Source organism: Lysobacter sp. A289, assembly GCF_054072675.1.
This window is the reverse complement of the sequence record NZ_JBSVRN010000001.1, coordinates 2,175,607-2,197,360: the sequence shown is the minus strand read 5'-3', so window position 1 is coordinate 2,197,360 and position 21,754 is coordinate 2,175,607. Positions and strand designations below refer to the sequence as shown.

Here is a 21,754-nt window from a genome sequence, read left to right as displayed (position 1 = left end):
GGAACGTCCACCATGGCCGACTGCGTATGCAGATGGGCCTCCTCGCTATATTGCTGCCGATGGCAGCCATGTCCCATGCGTCGTTAGCATCGCAGACGATTGACGACACGCCATCCTCCGCAGCCACGAAACTCGCGCCCGCTCCCACCGAGCCCACTGCGTCCACTACCGCCGCAACGCTCGACGGGGGAAACAACGTATCGGCCACCGACCTGTCCACCTTGACCGTAACTGGTGCCGGCTATGACCCGCGGCGCGACGACACCGCGGCCAAGATCGTGGTGGACCAGAAAGAACTGCTCAGGCACGGCGACATCACGCTGACCGACGCACTCAAGCGCCTGCCGGGGATAACCATCGGCTCGTCAGGCGGCATCTCGCTACGCGGTTTGGGCAACGGCTACACGCAAATTCTGGTCAACGGGGTAAAGCCCCCCGCGGGCTTCGACATCGAATCACTGTCGCCGGAAACGATTGAGCGTATCGAAATCATCCGTTCGGTGACGGCCGACCTGCGCGCCGAGGGCATTGCCGGCACCATCAACATCGTGTTGACCCAGGGCGCCCGCAAGGACAGTAGCCAACTCAAGTTGGGCTTGGGCAACTCGAACGGTAAGTGGCTTCCGAATCTGAGCTGGCACCAGTCGCGGCAGGACGACTACCGAAGCTATACGCTTAACGCCACGGCTACCCGGCGTGAATTGCTGGTCGAGGAAAGCGGCACCGAAACGGGTCGGGATGCTATGGGCGTGGCCAACCTGCTGCGTACCACGGCGGTACGCGCGGAAGGCTTCCGCGATGCCTTGTCCGTGGCGCCCAGCCTCAACCTGAAGCTCGAGAACGGCGGCAACTTCTCAGTTCAAGGATATTTTGACGCGAGCAATTATAACAAGTACGTCGATGTCGACTGGCACACCCTGCAGGGTCCAGAACTCAAGCATGCGCACTACGACCAGTTCACCGGCATCAACGTTGTGCAGCTGCGCGGCGACATCAACTGGACCTACGATTTCGAGAACGGCGGCAGCTTCACCACCAAACTGAGCTTGGGTGGCAATCGGGAGGAGTCGGAGTTTCGCGAACAGGGCTACGCCGTCAACGGCACCCAGAATCTTGAGGATCATACCGACGGCCAACTGCGCGTCCACGGTGCCAACTCCACCGGCAAGTACTCGTTCGCGACACTGGGCGACCATCGCCTCGAACTGGGCTGGGAGGGCAGCGTCGACCGCCGCCGAGAGAGCCGCGTGCAGCGTCTCTTTCCGGTCGGCGGCGAGTCGGAGTACTTCAGCGACCTGTCCTACGACGCTCAAGTTCGACACCTGGCCTTCTACGGGCAGGACGACTGGACCCTGACACCGCACTGGTCGATGTACCTGGGTCTGCGCGGGGAACGCATCGAAACCATCAGTGACGGCAACGAGTTCGAGCGGATTCACAACCGCGCCACCATCCTCTCGCCGGTGCTGCAGTCATTGTGGAAATTACCGGGTAGTAACAACGATCAGATCCGTCTGGGTGTGAGCCGCACCTACAAGTCACCAACCTTGCGGCTGCTAATCCCACGTCCCTACACCTCCACCAACAACCGTGCTCTCAATCCCGACCGGCAGGGCAACCCCGACCTGCGGCCGGAACTGTCTACCGGCCTAGACTTGGCGTACGAGAAGTACTGGAGCAATGGCGCACAGCTAAGCATGGGCGCCTATCTGCGTGAGATAGAAGGCGTCATCCGCAGCGAAACCCGCCTGATCAACGGTCGCTGGGTGTCATCGCCATTCAACGGCGACGATGCCACTGCGTGGGGCCTGGAGATGGACACCAAGTTCAGCCTGAACAAGCTGTTTAGCGGCGCGCCGGCGATGGACGTCCGCTTCAATGTGACGCGCAACTGGTCGGAAGTAGACGGCGTGCCCGGTCCAGACAACCGCCTAGACCAGCAACCCAAGCTTAGCTCCACCTTGGGCACGGACTATGAGGTCAGTCCGGTCTGGACGGTGGGTGCGAGCTATACCTATCGTAGTGGCGGCTCCATCCGCACGACCCTGTCCCAGATCGACAGCGAATCGGCCCGAAGGGAGTTCGATGCCTATTCGCTGTGGACGATGTCCGACAAGGCCAAGCTGCGATTGAGCGTGAGCAGCATTCTCGAGCAGGACGTCGTCACCGGCACGAAACACTTCTACGAGGAAGGCACACAGCAGATTGAGCGGCGCCGACAGACGCCAGTGATCGTTCGCGCCCAAATGGAACTGAAGCTCTGAACTTCATTGTCACCTTTCCGCTCACGCTGATAACGTCTCTACGCGACGCGTTCTTGAGGAACGCCAATAGGGTGCAGTTTTGAGTGTCTGCTCATGCCGGGAGCGGTCACCGAGCTAATCACTCTTCCCCAATATCCTCGTTCCACACTTCCGGATTGCCGGCGATATACCCCTGCATCATCTCGATGCATTCCCGGTCCGCGAGGTCGATGACCTTGACGCCGGCTTCGCGCAGCCAGTCGATGCCGCCGCTGAACGTCTCCGACTCGCCGACCACCACGGTGCCGATGTTGAACTGCCGCACCAGGCCGCTGCAGTACCAGCACGGGGCGAGGGTGGTGACCATGATGGTGTCGCGGTAGCTGCGCTGGCGGCCGGCCCGGGCTGGTGTGTCGCGGATCGCCTACTCCCAGCATCTGTCGGTACGCCCTTTGAGCGTCTGCGTGCGCGGGCAACTGCGCTCGCCGATGCGGCCCTCCTCGACTTCGCGCAACTGTTTGCCGTCCGAACCTTCATCGATCAGCTCGAACGCGTCGTACAGGCGCCCGGTAGCCGTGCGCGCTTCGTAGCGCAGGCGCGGCCCGCTGATGCGGATCACCTGGAACAACTGGCTGTCCTCGGCGATCGGGTGCATGTCGCGGCGTGCGACATCGGAAATTCGGTACTGCTTGGCACCGGCCACGGACACTACGAACTGCGGTGTGGCAGGTGCATCGTCGCCGGTGCTGGCAGCGCGTCGGCCGTAGAGGTGGTCGTGTCCCTGCAGTACCAGGTCGACCCGATGTTTCAGCAATACCGGCAGGATGTGCTCTTCCAGTTCGGCACTGTCGCGGCCTTCGCGCAGCGGCCAGACCGGCTGGTGCATCAGCACGATCGACCAGCGATGTGGGTTATCCGCCAGTACCGTGTCGAGCCAGCGCGCCTGCGCGGTACCGGCATCCAGATCCAGTACCGAGGTGCCGTCGATCACCGCCACGCGCACGCCCTGGTAGTCGAACCAGTAGGTCGTGTCCGGCGCTTCCGGCGCGCCATTGCGCGGCAATGCAAAATGGCGCTGCCACGGCACGCCGAGTACGCGTCGCTCGCGGGGGGTGTCTTCGTATTCCTCGAAGAACTCATGGTTGCCCGCCGCAGCCGCGGTCGCGATCCGGGAATGCAGCGCGTCGCCCGCGTCGAACCACTCGCCCCACTCGTTGTCGTCCTCGCCGTCGCCGCCGCTGACCAGGTCGCCGGCATACAGCGCCAGGCGCGCGTCCGGTGCGGTGCGCAGTGCCTGATGTATGACCCGGGTAGTCAGGCTCAGGTTCTTGTTCTGGGTATCGCCGAAGTACAGCAGGGTCAGCGGCACGTCTGCCGCCGCGGCAGTGCGCAGGTGGGTCCACGCGCTCCAGGTGCGGTCGCCCTGCACCCGCCAGGCGTACAGCGTGTCCGGTTGCAGCCCATCGACCTCGGCACGGTGGTGGTGCGCCATTCCGTTCTCGGTCTGCAGGGGCTGGCTGGCCGCACGCACCTGCCGGGGCACGCCCATGTCGGGCGAATCGCCGGCAATCACGATTTCCAGCAGCGGCGCCTGCACCGACGCGTTGGTGCGCCAGGCCACCGCGAACCCGGTGGATGCATCCTGCGCGGGCGACGAGACGACGCGGTCGGGAAAGCCGCTGGGGGCGTAGCGCATCACGCCAGCGGGCACCAGCGTGTTCGGTTCGACCTCGCGGGTATCCTCCGCGGCGTGCGCCGTCGTTGCCAGGCCGATCGCGAGCAGCGCCGCGACCACCGCGCGACGTCGTGGCTGAAGACCCGGGGTCACCCGCCCGATCGCGCGAACAATCCGCATCGTCATCAGAAGTTGGCCTTCAGGCCGAGCGCATAGGTGCGGCCGTACAGTTCCTGCTGAAGCGTATTGTCCGGCGTGCCCTGATACAGCTCCAGCGGCTCGTCGAGCAGGTTCGCGGCTTCCAGATACACCGTCCACGCATCGTTGAACGCGTAGCCGACCTGAAAGTCGAGCTGGGTGTTCTGGGCGACGTAAATGTCGTTGTTGGCGTCGTCGCCGATGCTGTCCAGGTACTCGCCGCGCTGCACGAGCGCCAGGCGCGAGCTTAACCCGCCGTGCTCGTAGCCCACGAATGCGCTGTAGATCTCTTCCGAGGCACGCGGCAGGCTGAAGGTTTCGCCGCTGCGATCCTGGTCCAACATCGTGAACTCGGTATCGAGCACGGTCGCGCTGACCCCGACCAACAGACCGTTCAATGCACCGGGCAAACCGCTCAGTTGTTGTTGCCAGTTGAGCTCGATGCCGGTGACCTGCGCATCGTCGCCGTTGACCGGGCGGGTGACTTCAAAGTCGGGGAACTCGCCGTCGTTGTCGCTGGTGGTCTCGGCGATGTAGCCGTCGATCGACTTGTGGAACAGGCCGACGGAGAAGATGCCGGAATCACCGATGTAGCGCTCGGCGGAGAAGTCGAAATTACTGGACTCGTACGGGTCCAGGCCCGGATTGCCAGCGTCGATTTCGGCGTCTTCCAGGTTGATCGACAACCGTGGCGACGCGTCGCCGAAAGCCGGTCGCGAGACGGTATTGGTCCACGCGCCGCGCAGCACCCAGTCGTTGGCGTCGTAACGCAGATGCAGGCCCGGCAGCACGTTGGTGTAGCTGCTGGACACGCTGCGCTGGCCGAACGGCACGATCACCTCGCCGTCGGCGCCGGTCTCGATAACGGTACCGGTGGCCTCGAAATCGGTGCGCTCCACGCGCGCGCCGGCGATCACCCGCAGCGCGTCGAAATCCATGGTTGCCATCAGGTAGCCTGCAGTTATGTCCTCGCTGGCGGTATAGCTGTCGGCCTCCATCAGCACCATGTTCTCGATTGCATCCTTCGGACGCTCGCCGATCCGGTCGCCGTTGTCGCGCAGGTAATCCAGCAGCGCGCCGGAGCTGATGCCATCGCCGAGCTGGCCCAGACGGAACGACGGCGCGGCCGTGGTCCATTCGCCCAGGCTCAGGTCGGGGACGTCGCGCAACTCGAACTCGCCGACATCGGCCTCGCGGTCGCGCCAGCGGCCGATCAGGCCGGTCTTCCATCGCACGCTGCCGCTGCCGAACGCGAAGTTGACAGCGGCGCTCAACTCGTCGTCGTCGACGGCCTTGGGCTCGAACACGAAGCGGTCGAGCTGGTAGTTGTCGTTGCGCAGCCAGGCGTCGCCGGCCGGGTCGAGGATGTCGTAGCGCGGGACGCTGCGGGTCTGGTCCACGCGCGCACCAACGTGGGCCCCGGTGTACTCGAACCTGCCTTCGACCTCGTCAGCCACGCGCTCGTTGGTGTCGGTGTAGCCGATGTTGTAGTCCAGCAGGGAGTTGGCAAAACGGTTGGAGCCGCCGACGCTCAACGCCAGCGTGCTCTGCTCCTTGGTGCGGAAACGAATGCGGCGTCGGATCTCGTCGGCCGGGATGTTCTCGATGTCGTGGACGCCGCCGCTGCTGGACACGATGTCGCCGGCACCGAAGCCAAAGATGCTGCGCTGGCGGGTCTCGGCATCGGTGAAGTCGCTGTACAACGTGCGCAGGTAGTACCGGCTGTCGGCGTTGGGGCGCCAGTCGAGATTGAGGTTGGCACCCAGGCGCTCGCGATTGACGAAGTACTTGCGGATCTGGGTTTCGGTGGCGAACGCGGTGCCCTCGCCCAGGTCGCTGTCGAAGTCGTACTCGGTCTCGATGTTGTCGGACTCGAAATCGCGGTCCTGGTAGCTCAGGCCCAGTGCGACGCCGAAGGTGTCGCCCAGCACGTCGCTGTAGTTGAACGCGAGTTTGGGGCTGGTCTGGCCGCTGAGCTGGTTGTGGCTGGCCTCGATGCGGCCGCGCACGCTGCGGCCGTCGCGGTCGAAGCCCGAGGCGGACTCGATGTTGATGCTGCCGCCGATCGAATCGCCCGGCATGTCCGGGGTCGGCGCCTTGATCACGGTGATGCGCTCTGTGGAATCGGAGGGAATCACGTCGAGCGTGGCCGAGCGGCTGGAACTCTCGGGGGTGCCGATGGCGACGCCGTTGACCGTGACCGAGTTCAGCGCCGCGTCCAGACCGCGCACGACCACGAAACGCGCTTCGCCCTGGTCGCGGGTCACGCTGACGCCGGGCAGACGCTGCAGCGATTCGGCGACGTTCTTGTCGGGATACTGGCCCAGCGAGTCGGCGGCGATCGCATCGGAGATCGCGTCGTTGCTCCGCTTGAGGTCGATGGCGCGCTCCTGCGATTCGCGCTGCGACTGCACGACGACCGTATCCAGAGTCACGGGATCGTCAGCGCCGGTACCGCTCTGGGCACTGGCCGACGGCGCGTGCAGGACAATGGGCAACGCCGCGAGCGCGAGCGAGACGGCGTAGCAAAGTCGGTTCCGGGCAGCCATGGCATTTCGACCAGATGAGAGACAGCCGACACCCTATGACCGTGTTGTTGCATGGGCATGACAGTCGCCATCTCGATGGCACTGCCACGGCATCAGAAAACAGGGGTCGGAGCGGGCCGCTCCCCATTCCACAGACAAAGGCGCAATGGACCTCGAATCGCAAATCACATCTGACATAATCGCACCCATGCAAGATCCAACCGCTGTCCACATCGACGCCAGCAGCGACCTGGCGTCATCCGAAGACCCGGACAGTCCAGGTTTTTCCGACCGGCCCGGAGCCCACGTTTCATGGTCGGCAACCACCGCGTCCCAGCTCGAACGTGAGTTTCCGCGGTGAGTACATGGATGTTCGTGGTCGTAGCGTTGCTGATCCTCGCCAACGCGCTCTACGTGGCGGCCGAGTTCGCGGTCGTGGGCGTTCGCGCCAGCCGTATCCAGCAATTGGCCGAGAATGGCAGTGGCCTGGCCGCCCGGCTGCTGCCGGTCCTGCTCGACACCGCCGCACTCGATCGCTACATCGCGGCCTGCCAGATCGGCATCACGGTATCCAGTCTGGTGCTGGGTGCGTTCGGGCAAGCCACGATCGGCCTGGCACTCGGTGGCACCCTGATCGAGCGTTTCGGCCTGGACGCAGTAACCGCCTACGGGCTGTCAGCCACGCTGGTGCTGGTGTTCCTCACCGCCACCCAGGTGGTGATGGGCGAGCTGATTCCGAAGACCGTGGCGCTGCAATACCCGGCGCGGACTGCCATCTATACGTTCCTGCCGATGAGCGTCTCGCTGACGCTGTTCCGCCCCTTCATCAAGCTGCTCAACGGTAGTGGCAACGCAGTGCTCAGGCTATTCGGCGGCAACCCCGATGCCAGCCACCGCCACCTGCACTCGCCCGAAGAAATCGAATTGCTGGTGCGTGACAGCCGCAAGGGCGGCCTGCTCAAGCCCAGTGACAGCACCCGGCTGCGCATGGCGCTGCGGCTGGGCCGGCGCACCGCGCGGCAGCTGATGGTGCCGCGCCGTCAGATCGCCGCGCTGGACCTCGACGAGCCCTTGGAGGCACTGTTCGAAGCAATCAACGCATCGCCATTCACCCGGCTGCCTGTGCACCGCGGTGGCCTTGACCAGGTGCATGGGCTCCTGCACGTGAAGGACCTGGCGGCGGCGCTGGCGGCAGGCCCAGTCGCCTCGATCGACCCGCTGGTACGGCCGTTGCTGGCGATCCCGGCGGGACTGAAGATCGACCGGGTGCTGGCGCAACTGCGCGAGCGCCGGGCACGGATCGCTTTGCTGGTGGACGAGTTCGGCGGGATCGAGGGGCTCATCAGTCTGGAGGACGTGATCCGGGAGTTCATCGGCGGTCTTTCCGACGAATTCAAGGCGGACTTGGCACTGGCCCCGAAGACTCTCGAGGACGGCCGCTGGCGCCTGCCCGGTCGCATGCCACTGGACGAATTCGTGGATTGGATCAGCGCCGAGTGCGACCCATCGCTATGGCAACAAAGTGATGCTGAGACACTGGCAGGCTGGGTGTTCGAGCGCTTTGATCGCGTGCCCAGCACCGGCCAGAGGCTTGAGGCGGGCGGTCTGGGATTCGAGGTCGAATCCATGGACGGCCCAGCCATAACGTCAGTGTTGGTCGATCGCCGACCGACGACCGCGAGTGGGCGTAATGAATGAACTGTTGATCGTCGTGATCGTGGTGCTGGCGCTGGTCGCCCTCAACGGTCTTTTTGTCGCCGCGGAGTTTGCGATCATCGGTACGTCACGCGCCGCGATGGCCGCGCGCGGCGCGAAGGGCGACCGGCTTGCACGCACCGTGACCGGCATCCTGGAGGATCCGGTTCGGCTGGATCGCTACGTGGCGACCGCGCAACTGGGCATCACCTTCGCCAGTCTCGGCCTGGGCATGTATGGCGAGCACAAGCTGGCCGGCTTCATCGAAGGCTGGCTGCTGATGGCCGGTTTCGAAGGAATCGGCGCGACGGTGTCCGCTCATGGCGTCGCAGTGATCATCGCGATCAGTGCCATGACCTACATGCACATCGTCTTCGGCGAGATGATCCCGAAATCGCTGGCGCTGACCCATGCCATGCGCACCGCATTGTGGGTGTCCCGACCGATGCTGTTGATCGGCATGGTGTTCTACCCGTTCGTGAGAGTGCTCAACTTCGTTGGAAATACGCTGCTGCGGCTGGTGGGCTTCACCCGCGGCCATGGGTCGGGGCATTACTACAGCACCGACGAGCTCGATTCGGTCGCGCGCGAAAGCTTGGCCGGCGGACTGCTCGGCCAGGAGAGCGGCCGGCTTTTCCAGGAGATGATCGACTTCAGCTCGATCAGTGCCGGAGAGGCGATGGTTCCGCGCGTGCGCATGCACGGGATTGCGCTGGACTGCGGTCTCGGCGGGTTGCGCGAAATCGTCACCAGTCATCGCCACACGCGCTACCCGGTATACGAGGGCAGCCTCGACGGCATCATTGGCAGCGTGCACGTCAAGGATCTTCTTGGCCTGCTGCGTAAAAGCCAGCCATTGACGCGGGCGGTGGTGCGGGAGACTGCGTTCGTGCCCGAGGGCGCAACCCTGGAAGACGTCCTCAGCGCGATGCGCCGCGTGCGCAACCAACTGGTGGTGGTGATGGATGAGCATGGCGGAACCGCCGGCATGGTGACCATGGAGGACATCTGCGCGGAGGCGGTCGGTGACTTCGAGGAAGGCGCGGACGATATGCCGGACGTCCTGGCCGTCGGTAAACGCGGTCACCAGGTCCAGGGCACCGTGAGGCTCGACACACTGGGCGACCTGCTGGGTCTGGAGCTGGTGCATGAGGACGTCGATACCGTGTCGGGTCTGATCCTCAGTGAATTGGGACGTCCTCCACTGAAGGGCGATTGCGTGCACTGGGGCGGCCTGCGCTTCGATGTCGCCAGCGTGCGGGGGCGCGGCGTGCTGCAGGCACTGGTATCCACCGACCCATCAGCCGCCCCGCGCGTGGATGGCGTGCAATAGCGCGCTGCCGCCGGTGATATTCCGGGCGGCGACCAGCGCGGGTTCCTAGAGAAACAGGACCAGCAGGACGACACCGAGGACGATGCGGTAGCCGACGAAGGGCTGCATGCCGATACGGCGGATGAAGATCAGAAAATAGTGGATGCACAGAAAGGCACTGATGCCCGAGAGCACGGTGCCCAGCGCCAGCGCGCGCCAGTCGACTTCGGCCCCTGATCGCAGCAGGTCGGTCATCTGCAGCATGCACGCCAGTACGATGACCGGGATCGACAGCAGGAACGAGAAGCGTGCTGCTGCGTCGCGGCTGAAGCCGAGAAAAAGCGCAGCGGTCATGGTGACGCCCGAGCGGGAGGTACCCGGGATCAGTGCCAACGCCTGAGCAAGGCCGACTACCAGCACGTCGGTCCAGCGCAGGTCATGCTCATTGCGCTCACCACGAAAGCGCCAATCTGCGAGCCCAAGCAGCAAGCCAAAGACAATCAGGGCACCCGCCATGACGAGCGCACCGGTTTCAGGCGTTCGCAGCACGCCCTCCACCACATCCCTGAATGCAAGCCCGGCAACACCGACTGGAATGGTGCCCCACACGATCGCCCACCCCAAGCGCGAATGCTCGGTGTGGCGACGACGCAGTACCGATACCGCCCAGTCGTGCGCAACCAGGCGGACGTCCTGCTTGAAGTAGATCAGCACCGCCGCAAGGCTGCCCAAATGCAGGGCCAGGTCGAAGACCTGCCCTTGATCCTCCCAGCCAGTCAGCAACGGCACCAGGATGAGGTGTGCGGCGCTGGAAACCGGAAGGAACTCGGTCAAGCCCTGTAGCAGGGCAAGAATGACGATTTCGGTCAGGCTCACGCTTCAAGGAATCACTATGGGTGTCGGAGCGGGGATTGGAGCGCAGGGCTGCCCACGCGTCAAACCCGACAATCACTCCTCCCCGATATCCTCGTTCCACACCGCCGGATTCTCCGCGATATACCCCTGCATCATCTCGATGCATTCCCGGTCCGCGAGGTCGATGACCTTGACGCCGGCTTCGCGCAGCCAGTCGATGCCGCCGCCGAACGTTTCCGATTCGCCGACTACCACGGTGCCGATGTTGAACTGCCGCACCAGGCCGCTGCAGTACCAGCATGGGGCGAGGGTGGTGACCATGATGGTGTCGCGGTAGCTGCGTTGGCGGCCGGCCTTGCGGAAGGCGTCGGTCTCGCCGTGGATGGAGGGGTCGTTCTCCTGCACGCGGCGGTTGTGGCCGCAGCCGAGCAGGCGGCCGTCGGCGTGGTACAGCGCGGCGCCGATCGGGATGCCGCCTTCGGCCAGTCCCTGGCGGGCTTCGGCGACGGCGGTGGCGAGCAGGGCGTGGTAGTCGGGAGTGGCGATCATTCGGATGGGCCGTAAGGGTAAGGAGTGGATGGGCTGATCGTCGTCGTGGTGGCGCCGGATGTCGAGGCCGGCCGGCTGAAATGAGTGCGCGTCCGTGCAGGGCTGCGGGCGTCGTGGCGCCGGAATTGGGTGGCCGGCGACACTGCCGGCGGGCCGGTGCGATAATCGGCGCATGAACGATCCGACCCGGCACGACCCAGGCTCCGCGACGCCATCAGACAGCGTTCCCGGCACCACCCACTTCGGTTTCCGCGACGTCCCCACCGGGGACAAGCAGAAGCTGGTCGGGGAGGTGTTTTCCTCGGTCGCCGGCAACTACGACCTGATGAATGACCTGATGTCGATGGGCATCCATCGGGTCTGGAAGCGTTACTTCGTTGCCACCGCGCAGGTGCGGCGCGGCGACCGGGTGCTCGACCTGGCCGGCGGCACCGGCGATATCGCGCTGCTGCTGAAGGATCGTGTCGGCGATGCCGGTTCGATCGTGCTGGGCGACATCAACGGCGAGATGCTGCGCGTCGGCCGCGACCGCATGACCGACAAGGGCAAGGTCGCCGGTTTCGAATACGTGCAGATGAACGCCGAGAAGCTGCCGTTCCCGGATGCCAGTTTCGACCTGGTCACGATCGCGTTCGGCCTGCGCAACGTCACCGACAAGGACGCGGCGCTGGCCGAGATGCACCGGGTGCTGAAGGTCGGCGGGCAGGCGCGGGTGCTGGAGTTCTCGGAAGTGAAGTTCGACTGGTTCAAGCCGATCTACGACTTCCACTCGTTCAAGGTGCTGCCGCGGCTGGGCAAGTTGTTTGCCAACGATGCGGACAGTTACCAGTACCTGGCCGAGAGCATCCGCAAGCACCCGCCGCAGGACGAGCTGAAGGCGATGATGGCCGCGGCCGGTTTTGCGCGATGCGACTACCGCAACCTGTCGGCGGGCATCGTCGCCATCCATACCGGCTACAAGGTCTAGCCGGGACGGCACTTCGCACCGGCTATCGGTCGACGCTACACTCGGGGACTTATTTGTAACCGTGGGCCCGCCAATGCGTTCCTCGATCCTGACCCTGTGTTTTGCTGCCGCCGTGGTAGTGGCTGGTTGCTCGCGCGACGCCGCGCCGGCCGCCGATACCGCCGCCCCACCCGATGCCGACGCGGTGACCGCGCCGGGTGCCGAGTACGACTCGCTGTCCTATGCCGAGCCCGACAAGGTCCGGATCAAGGACCTCGCGCTGGCCCTGGATGTCGACTTCAACGACAAGCAGATCAGTGGCAGCGCGACCTACCAGCTGGACTGGGTGGATCCGGACGCGACCGAGCTGGTGCTGGATACCCGCGACCTGACCATCGAGAAAGTGGTCGGTGAGCGCAGTGACGACAAATGGGTCGACCTGAAGTACGAGCTCGCCGACGCCGACAAGCGCCTGGGCAGCAAGCTGACCATTCAGGCCCCGGATCGCAGCGAGCGTATCCGCGTCACCTATCACACCGCGCCGCAGGCTTCGGGCCTGCAGTGGCTGACCCCGGCGATGACCGAGGGCGGCGAGCAGCCGTTCATGTTCAGCCAGTCCCAGCAGATCCACGCGCGCTCCTGGGTGCCGCTGCAGGACACGCCGCGGGTGCGTTTCACCTACACCGCGCACGTGACCAGCCCGGAGGACGTGATGGTGCTGATGAGCGCCGACAACGACCCCGACGCCACGCGTGACGGCGACTACACGTTCGCGATGCCGCAGGCGATCCCGTCCTACCTGCTCGCGATCGCCGCCGGCGACCTGGCGTTCAAGCCGATCTCCGAGCGTAGCGGCGTGTGGGCCGAGCCGGCGATGGTCGACAAGGCCACGGCCGAGTTCGCCGATACCGAGAAGATGATCGAGGCAACCGAAGAGCTCTACGGCCCGTACCGTTGGGAGCGCTACGACCTTCTGGTGCTGCCGCCGTCGTTCCCCTACGGCGGCATGGAGAACCCGCGCCTGAGCTTCATCACCCCGACCGTGATCGTCGGCGACGGCTCGCTGGTCTCGCTGATCGCCCATGAGCTGGCGCACAGCTGGTCGGGCAACCTGGTCACCTTCTCCAGCCCGAAAGACCAGTGGATGAACGAGGGCATCACCAGCTACGTCGAGAACCGCATCATCGAATCGCTGTACGGCAAGGACTTCGCCAACATGGAGGCGGCGATCGCGCAGAACGAGCTGCGCAAGACCATCGGCGACATGGAGCCGCACGCGCAGTCGCTGGCGATCCGTCCCGACGTGCACGTCAAGGCCGGCGACACGCTGACTGCCGTGGCGTACGACAAGGGCGCGTGGTTCATGATGTTCCTGGAGCACCGCTTCGGCCGCGAGGACTTTGATCCGTTCCTGCGCGGGTACTTCGACCACTTCGCGTTCCAGTCGATCCCGACCACCACCTTCATCCAGTACGCCAAGGACAACCTGCTGGCCAAGCACCCCGGCAAGGTCACCGAGGCCGAGCTGGACGAGTGGATCTACGGTCAGGGCATTCCCGAGTCGGCACCGGTCACCGGGTCGCCGCAGTTCGACGCCGTGGACGAGGCACGCAAGGCCTGGCTGGACAGCGGTGAGTTGCCGGCCGACGACGTGATCGCGAAGTGGAGCACCCAGGAATGGCTGCACTTCATCGAGGGCCTGCCGGAAACGCTGGGCCACGAGCAGTTGGTGGCGCTGGACGAGGCCTACCAGTTCACCGGCACCGCCAACGGCGAGTTCGCGATGCGCTGGTATCCGCTGACCGTGCGGAGTGGTTATCCGGAAGCCAATGAGGCGATTGCCGAGTTTCTGGCCCGCGTTGGCCGCCGCAAGCTGATCATGCCGACCTACGCGGCGCTGGTGAAAACGCCGGAAGGCCTGGCGATGGCCGAGCAGATCCTGGCCGAGGCGCGGCCGGGCTACCACCCGATCACCACCGGTTCGGTGGATGCGGTGATTGCCGAAGCCAAGGACGATGACACGGTGGCGACGCCGGTCGATTGATGCGCGCTGCATAGTCCATCAAGAGCAACACGACCGCCTCCGAGGCGGTCGTGTTGTCTGGGCCGTCCGGATCACTGGCCAGGTGGCGGCGGCTTGCGGCAATCTGGCCCCAATGAACACCAAGGAGTCGCGCAATGAGCAAGACCACATCGGCGCTGTTGCTGGCAGCGGCCATCGCGCTGTCGGCGTGCCAGCCCGCGCCCGATCCGGAAGCCGTGCGCGCCCAGCAAGCCGCCGCGGCAGAGCAGCAAGCCGACGTCATGGCGGTGCAGTTCGACGAGCAGTTCGTCGCCGGCAATTGGGATCTGGCCAAGGCCCATGGCGACGTGCTGTTTGCCGAGTATCCCGATAGCGCGGCGGCGGCGCGGATCGAGGCCCAGCATGCCGAGGCGGCAGAGAAGGCGCATGCGGCACGCGAGGCACGACGCACCGAAGCGCTGTGGGCTTACCAGAGCCAGCAGGTCGGCGCCAAACAGCAACTATCAGCGGCGATCTATGCCAAGGACAACGTCGAGACCGATGGGGCGACGGCACGGCCGGTACGACTGATCTTCCGCGACCATCCCGAGTGGGGCGACAGCAGCTATATGGTGCTGGAGGCGGGTGATTTCGATTGCTACGGCGGTTGTCGGGTCACGGTGACGGTTGATGATGACGAGCCGCGGCGCATGGCCGCCAGCCGGCCCGACACCGATGACGCGATTGCGATGTTCATCGAGGACGAGGCCGCCCTGTGGAAGCTGGCGAAAACCGCCGAGGTGATCTCGATCGAGTTCCCGGTCAAGGCCGGCGGGACGCGGACGGCGGTATTCGAAGTTGGCGGCCTGGATCCGGCCAGGTTGCCGGACTGGAACTGACCGGCACGTGCTCGATCAGGGCGTACTCGATCAGAACGCGTAGCCAAATTGCTGGCGGAACTGCCCGGCGAACCCGGTCGCGTCGAATCGCTGGTTCTGGGTACCGGGATGCTCGACCTTGAGTGCGCCCATCAGGTTGCCGATCCGGCCGATGGTCTCCCAGTCGCAGTTCTTCTGGATGCCGAAGATCAGCCCGGCGCGGAACGCGTCGCCACAGCCGGTCGGGTCGGTGATGCGGCGCTCATGCGCGGGTGGGATGTCCATGCTGGCGCCGTCGGCGTGGATCACCGCGCCCTTCGGCCCACGGGTGACGATGTAGGCTTTCACCTTGCCGGCGATCTGCTGCTCGCTCCAGCCGGTGCGTTCCTGCAGCAGGTTGGATTCGTAGTCGTTGACGGTGACGTAGTCGGCCAGCTCGATGAAGTTGCGCAACTCCTCGCCGTTGAACAGCGGCATCGCCTGGCCGGGGTCGAAGATGAAGGGAATGCCGCCCTCGGCGAATTCCCGCGCGTTCTGGATCATGCCGTCGTAGCCATCGGGACTGACGATGCCGATGGTCACACCGGCCACGTCGCGCACGTGGTTCTCGTGCGAGCGCATCATCGCGCCGGGATGGAACGCGGTGATCTGGTTGTTGTCCAGGTCGGTGGTGATGAATGCCTGCGGGGTGAACAGCTCGTCGATTACCTTGACCTGGTCAAGCCGGATCTGCTGCTGCTCGAACCAGCCGCGATAGGGCCCGAAATCCTGGCCGACGGTGGCCATCGGGATCGGGTCGCCGCCAAGCAGCTTGAGGTTGTAGGCGATGTTGCCGGCGCAACCACCGAACTCGCGGCGCATCCGCGGCACCAGGAACGAGACGTTCAGGATGTGCACCTTGTCCGGCAGGATGTGGTTCTTGAACTGGTCGGGGAACACCATGATGGTGTCGTAGGCCAGCGAGCCGCAGATCAGGGCAGACATCGATAATCACACTCCGCGATTGCCGGCCGTCGTGGCCAGACAGGATGAAAATGGGGGTTGGCGGACCCGACGGAGGCCGCGCCGCCCGCTAGCGTAGCGGCTGCTACGGCCGGCGACCAGTCAAACGAGCCACCGGCGGCGCCCGGGTGACTTCGGCCGGAATGACCAAAACGGGTACAAAGCGCCGGAGAGCGCCATTTCTCCTTGCCCGGCAGGGGGGCGGTTGCTACGCTAGCCGACCGCCCCGGCACCCCATTTCACGGCCCAATCGACGATGTTCAAGAAGTTTCGTGGCATGTTCTCCAACGACCTGTCCATCGATCTGGGCACGGCCAACACCCTGATCTACGTACGTGGGCAGGGCATCGTCCTCAACGAACCATCGGTGGTCGCGGTGCGCCAGGACCGGATCGTTGGCGGTAACCGCACCGTGGTGGCCGTGGGTACCGAGGCCAAGATGATGCTGGGCCGCACGCCTGGCCACATCACAACGATCCGGCCGATGAAAGACGGTGTCATCGCCGATTTCACCTATACCGAGGAAATGCTCAAGCATTTCATCCGCAAGGTGCACAAGTCGCGCTTCCTGCGGCCCAGCCCGCGGGTGCTGGTGTGCGTGCCGTGCGGTTCGACCCAGGTCGAGCGCCGCGCGATCAAGGAGTCGGCCGAGGAGGCCGGCGCGCGCGAGGTCTACCTGATCGAGGAGCCGATGGCGGCGGCGATTGGTGCCGGCATGCCGGTGACCGAGGCGCGCGGCTCGATGGTGGTGGATATCGGCGGCGGCACCACCGAGGTGGCGGTGATCGCACTCAACGGCGTCGTTTACGCGGCCTCGGTGCGCATTGGTGGTGACCGTTTCGACGAGTCGATCATCGCCTACGTGCGCCGCACCTACGGCACGTTGATCGGCGAGGCCACGGCCGAGCGGGTCAAGGAAACCCTGGGCTGCGCGTACCCGCAGGAAGAGAACGCCAGCATGGAGATCACCGGCCGCAACCTGGCCGAGGGCGTGCCGAAGATGATCACGATCACCGCCAACGAGGTGCTCGATGCGCTGCGCGAGCCGCTGGCCGGCATCGTCACCGCGATCAAGCTGGCGCTGGAGCAGACCCCGCCGGAGTTGGGCGCGGATGTCGCCGAACGCGGCATCGTGCTGACCGGCGGTGGCGCGTTGCTGGCCGACTTCGACCGCATGGTCAGCGAGGAAACCGGTTTGCATGTGCAGGTCGCCGATGATCCACTGACCTGCGTTGCCCGCGGTGGTGGCCGGGCCCTGGAGTTGGTCGACATGCACGGCAACGAGTTCTTCGCACCCGACTAACCCCTCCACGAGCAAGACGGTTCCCGATTAAGCATCAGTGCCTTCCTACGCCAGCCCCACCACCCCCAACCGTCCTGGTGAAGTCGCCGGCACGCTGTGGTTGCTGGCGTATCTGACCCTGGCGGTGGCGTTGATCGTGCTGGATCACCGTGGCGGCTGGCTGCACCAGGCGCGCTACCAGGCGTCGGGGTTGGCGCAGCCGTTGTGGGCCGTGGCCGGCTGGCCGGGACGGATGGTCAGGAAACTCTACGACGACGCCGGCACGCTGGCCCAGTTGGGCGCGGAGAACCAGCGTCTGCGCAATCAACTGCTGGTCAACAGCGCCCGCATCGCGCGTCTGCAAACGCTCGCATCAGACAACCATCGCCTGCGTGGCCTGCTTGATGCGGCCGATAGTGGAAGCCTGGATGTGCAACTGGCGCCGATCCTGGATGTCGACCTGGATCCGACCCGGCAGCGGCTGGTACTCGATGCCGGCAGCAACGACGGCATCCACGTTGGCCAGAGCGTGATCGACGCCGGCGGCCTGGTGGGGCAGGTCATCGCCGTCACGCCGATCCATTCGACCGTGTTGCTGCTGACCGATCCATCCCATGCGGTGCCGGTGGCGGTGGCGCGCAACGGCGTGCGGCTGGTGGCCTACGGTGATGGCCGAAGCGACTTGCTGCGGGTACCGAGCATTCCCCTGTCCAGCGATATCCGGGTCGGTGACCAACTGGTGACCTCCGGATTGGGCGGGCGGTTTCCGGCAGGTTTTCCGGTGGGAACCATTATCTCCCTGCACCCGGATCACAGCCGTGCATTCCTGCTGGGTGAGATACGACCGGCGGCCCAACTTGATCGCGGGCGCGACGTACTGCTGTTGCGCCTGGTTCCGGCGCCGGTGACCGACACCCCGATGACCGACATCCCGGTGACTGGCAACAGCGATTCGACCGACGCGACGGACGCGGCAGACGCGCCCGCGCCTTCTGAAACACCTGCGCAGGTGCTGCCGTGAGGCGCTCGCGTCCGGCCTGGTTGCTGCCGGTCAGCGTGGTGGCCGGCTTGCTGGCGGGCCTGCTTCCCTTGCCGCCTTCGCTGCTGCCGCTACGACCCTTCTGGCTGGCGCTGGTGGTCGCCTACTGGGTCATCGAAGACCCCGAGCGGCTGGGGCTGGGCTTTGCCTTTATCGTGGGGCTGCTGGCCGATATCAGCTTCGGCAGCCTGCTGGGCGAGCACGCACTGCGTTTGGTGGTGATTGCGTTCATCCTGCAACGCTTCCGCGCCCGGATACGGTTTTTCCCGCTGTGGCAGCAAGCGTTGGCGATCGGCGGGTTGTTGCTGAACGACCGTGTGGTTGCCGCCGGCATCCACGTAGCACTCGGCATCCAGCCATTGCCGATGATGTTCTGGCTCGCCTCGTTGACCGGGATGCTGTTGTGGGGCCCGGTGTTCCTGCTGCTGGACGCGCTGCGCCTGGGCAGCTGGCGCAGGAGCTAGGGCGTGCGCCGTTTGCGCAAGGTGGTCAAGAATTCGGCGGCGGAATCCGGGCAGTTCCGCCGGCGTGCGGGCGTTGCGTTCGCCGGCGTGATGCTGGCGCTGGGCGGGTTGGCACTGGGGTATTTCCGCCTGCAGGTCTGGCAGTACGAAGACTACGCGACCCGTTCGGAGCAGAACCGGATCAAGTTGCAGCCGGTGGTGCCTGGGCGTGGCCTGATCTACGACCGCGACGGCCGGATCCTCGCCGACAACGTGCCGGCATTCCGCCTGGAGGTCACTCCCGGTGAGGCCGGCGACCCTGACGAGTGGCTACCGGAGCTGGCAAGCATCGTCGAGCTGGCGCCGCAGGACGTCGAGGAGTTCCTGCAGGCGCGCAAGGTGACCCGTGGATTCAAGGCGATCCCGCTGAAACTGCGCGTCACGCCGGAAGAAGTCGCCCGGTTCGCAGTCGACCGCTGGCGTTATCCGGGAATCGAGGTGGTGTCGTACCTCAATCGTCGTTACCTGTATGGCGATTTGCTGGCCCACGTGATCGGTTATGTCGGCCGGGTCGATGTCGAGGACCGGGAGACCATGGGCGAGGCGGGCATGTTGTTCAGCCATACCGGCAAGACCGGGGTGGAGCGCTTCTACGAGCAAGCGTTGCGCGGCAAGGTGGGGTACGAGAAGGTCGAGACCAATGTCGATGGTCGACCGATGCGGGTGGTCGGGCGGGTGGCGGCGACCCCGGGGGCGGACTTGCAGCTGTCGATCGACGTGGGCCTGCAACGGGCGATGGTGGCGGCATTTGGCGATGCCGACGGCTCAGCGGTGGCGATCGATCCCAAGACCGGCCAAGTGCTGGCGATGGTCAGCCTGCCGTCGTATGACACCAATTTGTTCGTCAACGGCATCTCCCATACCGACTACAACGCGTTGATCAACAATCCGTCGCGGCCGTTGTTCAACCGCAACGTGCTGGGCGGCGGCCCGCCGGGGTCGACGGTCAAGCCGATGGTGGCGCTGGCCGGGGTCGACAGCGGCCTGCGCACGCCGGCCGACAAGACCTTCTCCAGTGGCGAGTTCCACATCCCGGGGCAGAGCCGCGGTTATCGCGATTCGCACCGCGGCGGCCACGGTTGGGTCGATCTGCGCGATTCGATCTCGCAATCGGTCAACACCTACTACTACAAGCTTGCGCTGGACATGGGCATCGATACGTTCGCCCAGTACATGCATCGCTACGGGTTCGGCGAGCAGACCGGTATCGACCTGGCGGGAGAGACCGACGGGGTGGTGCCGTCGCGCGATTACAAGCGATCAATCAGTACCGAGCCGTGGTACCCCGGCGAGACGGTGATCTCCGGCATCGGCCAGGGCTACTGGATTGCCAGTGCGCTGCAACTGGTGCGTGCCACGGCGGCGATTGCCAACGGTGGCGACCTGCACGAGCTGCGACTGCTGCAGGCCCGGCGCGACCGTTACGGCGCCCCTTGGCAGCCGCTGGCGGAGACACCCAGCTCAGCGATCACCGACAACCCCGGGCATCTGCGTGCGGTACAGGAGGGGATGGTGGCCACCGTCAACGGACCCCGTGGCACGGCCCGCGCGACCGGCCGCGGTGCGCCGTACACCATCGCCGGCAAGACCGGCACCGCCCAGCGCTCCAGCCGCAAGGGCAACATCAGCCGTGATCCGCACTCGCTGCCCTACCACCTGCGTCATACCGCGTTGTTCATTGGATACGCACCGGCGGAGGAGCCGACGATCGCGATCGCGGTGGTGGTCGAGCACGGCGGCTACGGCGGCAGCACCGCTGCGCCGATCGCGCGTGCCGGCTTTGATGCCTGGCTGCTGGGCAAGATGCCGGACGGCCTGGCGCCGCTGGACGACAGCGCGACCGAGCCGGCAACCGATGCACCGCTGGATCCTTCAGCGACGGCCACCGCTGACGAGCCTGCGCCATGAACGTGATCCTGCGCTGGTTGTTCGACCTGTTGCGGCGCGGCGTGCGTACGCTGGACTGGCTGTTGCTGGGGGCGTTGCTGGCGCTGATGGCGATCGGCCTGGCGGTGCTCTACAGCGCCGGTGGCCAGTCCACTGCTCTGGTGGTGGCGCAAGGCTCACGGTTTGCGGTGGGGCTGGGTGCGTTGTGGCTGCTTTCCCGGTTGCCGCCCATCCAACTGCGCAACTGGACCCCGTTGGCGTATGGCATCGCATTGTTGCCGCTGCTGGTGGTGCTGTTTGTCGGTCAGGGCCGGCACGGGGCCCACTGGATCAACCTGGGGCTGTTCTACTTCCAGCCCGCCGAGTTGCTGAAGCTGGCATTGCCGATGATGGTGGCGTGGTATCTCAACCGTCAGCCGCTGCCGCCGCGGTTCTCCGTGGTGCTGGTCGCGGCCGCGATCATCATCGTGCCGACCGGACTGATATTGCTGCAGCCGGACCTCGGCACCGCCATGCTGGTAGGTGTCAGCGGCGCGTTCGTGCTGTACCTGGCCGGACTGTCGTGGTGGTGGTTCGGTGTCGGCTTTGGTGCGGTTGCCGCCAGCGCGCCGGCGGCGTGGTTCTGGCTGCTCAAGCCTTACCAGAAAGACCGCATCCTGATGTTTCTCGATCCCGAGAGCGACCCGCTAGGCGCCGGCTGGAACATCATCCAGAGCAAGATCGCGATCGGCGGCGGTGGCTTCACCGGCAAGGGCTGGGGTGAGGGCACCCAAGCCCACCTCAACTATATTCCCGAGCACACCACCGACTTCATCTTCGCCGTGCTCAGCGAGGAATTCGGCTGGATCGGCGTGGCAGTGACGTTGACGTTGTACATGTTCGTGGTGGGGCGCTGCCTGTGGATTGCCGCCCAGGCGCGCGATGGCTATTCGCGACTGCTGGCCGGATCACTTGGTCTGGCATTTTGCGTCTATGTGGTGGTCAACGGCGGCATGGTGGCCGGGTTGATGCCGGTGGTGGGGGTGCCGATGCCGCTGCTGAGCTACGGCGGCACCTCGGCAGTGTCGTTGCTGGCGGGCATGGGCGTGGTGATGGCAGTGCGCGCGCATCGACCGGTGCACGGGCGTTGAGACAACACCACCTGACTCACGGCGTCGTGA

Annotated in this window: 15 protein-coding genes and 2 pseudogenes; 11 read left to right on the top strand and 6 right to left on the bottom strand. The window is 65.3% G+C overall.

The window, feature by feature from the left end:
• The first annotated feature begins 26 nt into the window (after positions 1 to 26).
• Positions 27 to 2,264 (top strand): TonB-dependent receptor plug domain-containing protein, encoded by a 2,238-nt coding sequence (locus ACW5DN_RS10165; protein WP_456962554.1) that lies wholly within the window; start codon positions 27 to 29, stop codon positions 2,262 to 2,264.
• Positions 2,265 to 2,382: 118 nt separating this feature from the next.
• Here ACW5DN_RS10165 and ACW5DN_RS10160 read toward each other — a convergent pair.
• The 3 genes and pseudogenes from ACW5DN_RS10160 to ACW5DN_RS10150 form a co-directional block, all read right to left on the bottom strand.
• A pseudogene (locus tag ACW5DN_RS10160) lies at positions 2,383 to 2,658 on the bottom strand (nucleoside deaminase); the annotation flags it as partial.
• Positions 2,659 to 2,667: 9 nt separating this feature from the next.
• Complete coding sequence (locus tag ACW5DN_RS10155) at positions 2,668 to 4,098, bottom strand: metallophosphoesterase (RefSeq protein WP_456963036.1); 1,431 nt, start codon at positions 4,096 to 4,098, stop codon at positions 2,668 to 2,670.
• 5 nt (positions 4,099 to 4,103) lie between these two features.
• On the bottom strand, positions 4,104 to 6,665 hold the full coding sequence (locus tag ACW5DN_RS10150) for a TonB-dependent receptor (RefSeq protein ID WP_456962553.1): 2,562 nt from the start codon (positions 6,663 to 6,665) through the stop codon (positions 4,104 to 4,106).
• Positions 6,666 to 7,013: 348 nt separating this feature from the next.
• Here ACW5DN_RS10150 and ACW5DN_RS10145 point away from each other — a divergent pair, with 348 nt between their 5' ends.
• Positions 7,014 to 8,342 (top strand): hemolysin family protein, encoded by a 1,329-nt coding sequence (locus ACW5DN_RS10145; protein ID WP_456962552.1) that lies wholly within the window; start codon positions 7,014 to 7,016, stop codon positions 8,340 to 8,342.
• Positions 8,335 to 9,672 (top strand): hemolysin family protein, encoded by a 1,338-nt coding sequence (locus ACW5DN_RS10140; protein WP_456962551.1) that lies wholly within the window; start codon positions 8,335 to 8,337, stop codon positions 9,670 to 9,672. The genes ACW5DN_RS10145 and ACW5DN_RS10140 overlap by 8 nt, the downstream gene beginning before the upstream one ends.
• Positions 9,673 to 9,717: 45 nt before the next feature.
• Here the strand turns inward: ACW5DN_RS10140 and ACW5DN_RS10135 are convergent, their stop codons facing one another.
• Both ACW5DN_RS10135 and ACW5DN_RS10130 read right to left on the bottom strand, forming a co-directional pair.
• Positions 9,718 to 10,527, bottom strand: a complete 810-nt coding sequence (locus tag ACW5DN_RS10135) for an undecaprenyl-diphosphate phosphatase (RefSeq protein ID WP_456962550.1) — start codon at positions 10,525 to 10,527, stop codon at positions 9,718 to 9,720.
• Between the two features lie 72 nt (positions 10,528 to 10,599).
• The gene (locus ACW5DN_RS10130) at positions 10,600 to 11,055 is read right to left on the bottom strand and encodes a nucleoside deaminase (protein ID WP_456962549.1); all 456 of its coding nucleotides are present in this window, start codon (positions 11,053 to 11,055) and stop codon (positions 10,600 to 10,602) included.
• A 172-nt stretch (positions 11,056 to 11,227) separates the two neighbouring features.
• Here ACW5DN_RS10130 and ubiE point away from each other — a divergent pair, with 172 nt between their 5' ends.
• From ubiE to ACW5DN_RS10115, 3 genes are all read left to right on the top strand, one after another.
• Complete coding sequence (ubiE, locus tag ACW5DN_RS10125) at positions 11,228 to 12,022, top strand: bifunctional demethylmenaquinone methyltransferase/2-methoxy-6-polyprenyl-1,4-benzoquinol methylase UbiE (RefSeq protein WP_456962548.1); 795 nt, start codon at positions 11,228 to 11,230, stop codon at positions 12,020 to 12,022.
• A gap of 73 nt (positions 12,023 to 12,095) precedes the next feature.
• Positions 12,096 to 14,045, top strand: coding sequence for a M1 family metallopeptidase (locus ACW5DN_RS10120; RefSeq protein ID WP_456962547.1), 1,950 nt, complete (start codon positions 12,096 to 12,098; stop codon positions 14,043 to 14,045).
• Between the two features lie 134 nt (positions 14,046 to 14,179).
• Positions 14,180 to 14,902, top strand: a complete 723-nt coding sequence (locus ACW5DN_RS10115; RefSeq protein ID WP_456962546.1) for a hypothetical protein — start codon at positions 14,180 to 14,182, stop codon at positions 14,900 to 14,902.
• 30 nt (positions 14,903 to 14,932) lie between these two features.
• Here ACW5DN_RS10115 and ACW5DN_RS10110 read toward each other — a convergent pair whose 3' ends face one another.
• Positions 14,933 to 15,865 (bottom strand): carbohydrate kinase family protein, encoded by a 933-nt coding sequence (locus ACW5DN_RS10110; RefSeq protein WP_456962545.1) that lies wholly within the window; start codon positions 15,863 to 15,865, stop codon positions 14,933 to 14,935.
• A gap of 274 nt (positions 15,866 to 16,139) precedes the next feature.
• Here ACW5DN_RS10110 and ACW5DN_RS10105 point away from each other — a divergent pair, with 274 nt between their 5' ends.
• From ACW5DN_RS10105 to rodA, 5 genes and pseudogenes are all read left to right on the top strand, one after another.
• Entirely contained in the window at positions 16,140 to 17,186 is a 1,047-nt protein-coding gene (locus ACW5DN_RS10105; RefSeq protein ID WP_456962544.1) for a rod shape-determining protein, read from the top strand.
• Positions 17,187 to 17,223: 37 nt separating this feature from the next.
• Positions 17,224 to 18,168: pseudogene (gene mreC, locus ACW5DN_RS10100) on the top strand (rod shape-determining protein MreC); the annotation flags it as partial.
• A gap of 14 nt (positions 18,169 to 18,182) precedes the next feature.
• Positions 18,183 to 18,668, top strand: a complete 486-nt coding sequence (gene mreD, locus ACW5DN_RS10095; RefSeq protein WP_456962543.1) for a rod shape-determining protein MreD — start codon at positions 18,183 to 18,185, stop codon at positions 18,666 to 18,668.
• 3 nt (positions 18,669 to 18,671) lie between these two features.
• Positions 18,672 to 20,615: a penicillin-binding protein 2 gene (mrdA, locus tag ACW5DN_RS10090; protein WP_456962542.1), complete on the top strand. Its 1,944-nt coding sequence runs from the start codon at positions 18,672 to 18,674 to the stop codon at positions 20,613 to 20,615.
• Positions 20,612 to 21,724 (top strand): rod shape-determining protein RodA, encoded by a 1,113-nt coding sequence (rodA, locus tag ACW5DN_RS10085; RefSeq protein ID WP_456962541.1) that lies wholly within the window; start codon positions 20,612 to 20,614, stop codon positions 21,722 to 21,724. The genes mrdA and rodA overlap by 4 nt, the downstream gene beginning before the upstream one ends.
• Positions 21,725 to 21,754 lie beyond the last annotated feature (30 nt).